At 33.2% G+C, this 2,147-nt stretch carries 2 protein-coding genes; one reads left to right on the top strand and one right to left on the bottom strand.

All coding sequences use genetic code 11. The features are described 5' to 3' along the window. A partial coding sequence (locus ACUVXA_RS20105; protein WP_445873074.1) for an AAA family ATPase occupies positions 1 to 1,067 on the top strand: 1,067 nt, incomplete at its 5' end. Between the two features lie 69 nt (positions 1,068 to 1,136). Here the strand turns inward: ACUVXA_RS20105 and ACUVXA_RS20100 are convergent. Then, the coding region (locus tag ACUVXA_RS20100) for a hypothetical protein (protein WP_445873073.1) at positions 1,137 to 2,147 on the bottom strand (1,011 nt) is incomplete at its 5' end.

The following is a 2,147-nucleotide window of genomic DNA, read 5'->3' as shown; positions in this document are numbered from 1 at the left end:
TTATTCTTTTCGAACTATCCCAACAACCCACATACTTAAGGCGCCTTCTCTTAATTGAAGATGATAAAACAAATAATATTCTGCTTTATGGGCCTTCTGGGATAGGTAAAACAGTGCTGGCAAGATTTGCCTTAGCTACTTTCTCCAATAATTTGGAGACCGGAATCACACCTATTTTTGTTAACCTTTGCTATAAGAGTTTTAGAGAATTAATGTATCAGATTAATGCGTATATCAGCGATAATATCCAATTAGGGTCAATTCCTGTCAATACTTCAGTAACCGAATTATGGAACACTTTTAGACATTTGAAAAAGAGTGTAGAGAACAAAGTGGTGATTATACTGGACGATGTGGATGAGGTAAACCAGAATATTCATAAAAAATTTCTTCAGGAATCTAGAGAGCTTGGCATAACAACGATAGCGACAGCGCAAACTGGTTATGCTAGAAAAATTAGGAAAGAGGATAAAACCCGTTCACAGCTTGACGCCAATATCTTCCTTGACTTATATTCTGAAACTGAGCTAATGGATATAACTCATCAAAGGGTAACGATAGCTTTTCCTTCCTATGTTCGCCCATCCGTAATGCGTTTTTTAACTGATGTTGTTTTAGAATTCGATATTGGAAAACCGAGCACAGTTATTGAAATATTAAAAAGAATTTATCCTATTTCTCTTCGGGGCGCAGATATACAACCTAACCATATCCAAGAAGCAGGATCTAATATTTTCACTGTACAAGATGAAATCGCCATAATTGATTCCCTAACTCAAACTACCATAGTAACACGTTTACTCTTTCAAAAAATTGCCAGAGTCTTCCAAAAATACTGCTACGAACCCTACATCTCTCTTAACGAAATTAAGAAAGAATACAGTTTACTTTATGAAGAATTGAAAGTTGATTTTAACCAGGATGAGACATTAGAATCCATAGATGATTTGCTTAGAACCGGACTACTTTATCGCTCACATTTCGATCCAGAATTGTTTTATATTATAGTTCCTCCCGAAAAAATAATTGGACTTTTAGATTTCACATTTGACGGAAATTATGATTAAAAATCTTTGAAATTGTTGAAGAATATTGAATCGATTCATTTTTGGTTAAAGCCGAAGATATTTTACACTTTAAAGAATTACTTGGTATTTATTATCCTTTTTTTCAAGTAAACCCTTTTCCACTAGTAAATCTAAGCTTTTTTGGGTAACATCATTTAGTGAATTTGTTGTTCCTCCGCGAAGATGTCTGACGATTTCGAATAAGGTAAAACTGGTAACGCTTTTTTCTCTAGACATGTCCATAAGTAGTTCGAATAACTGCATAGACTGATTATCAAGAAAGGCAAATCCTAAAGGCAAGCTTTCTAATTCTTCGGAAACGCCATAGCTTTTTATTGAAAGAATGGGAACTATTCCATAGGAGCGAATCTCTTTCAACACATCCTTAAATTCCTCTTTCCCCCCCTCATCAATTAAGTTCAGATCTATGTAATATTCTAAAATTACTGTATTAAATTGATCCTTTAACAAGAGTTCCATAATTTGGCCAAAATATTTTTCCCATTCCTTAATGATGATACTTAGCCGTTTTTCTGGTTTTAAATTTGAAATTTCTTTCCCTACTATAGATTCTAGTCTTTTTATGTTTAGAGTTGATTCATCTAATTTATTAAAATTAGAACTATTATTTAGAAGAATGGCTGATGCGAGGGTTTTAAAGTCACCTAAAAACTCACGTAAGGACGTATAAGAGCGGAAGCTTTCGAAAGCTTTTTCCCGGTTTTCTTGAGCCAAATTATAAATAAGCGGCATTAACGAATTAATAACTTCTGTAAAGCTTCTGTAAAGCACTCGTTTATCATAAAACCTATTAAAATTATCAATAAGAATTCGCATCTTTTTGCCTAATACATAAACATCCCAAGAAAATTTAAAGGGTATAATATCTCCTCTTTTTTTTCCGTGGGGTTCTTCCTCATATTTACAAATCTTAATTTCTGATTTATTTTTCAAGCTTGTGCGTGAACAGAGGAAAGCAACTCCATCGGGCAAATAAACCCTCCATTTAAAATCTCTTAACTCAACAGAATAAAAACGAGTATATAAAATTCTCGTTTTAATTATATACCTGGTATATAG

Source organism: Candidatus Jordarchaeum sp. (assembly GCF_052745115.1).
This window is presented reverse-complemented; position numbering and strand designations above follow the sequence as displayed.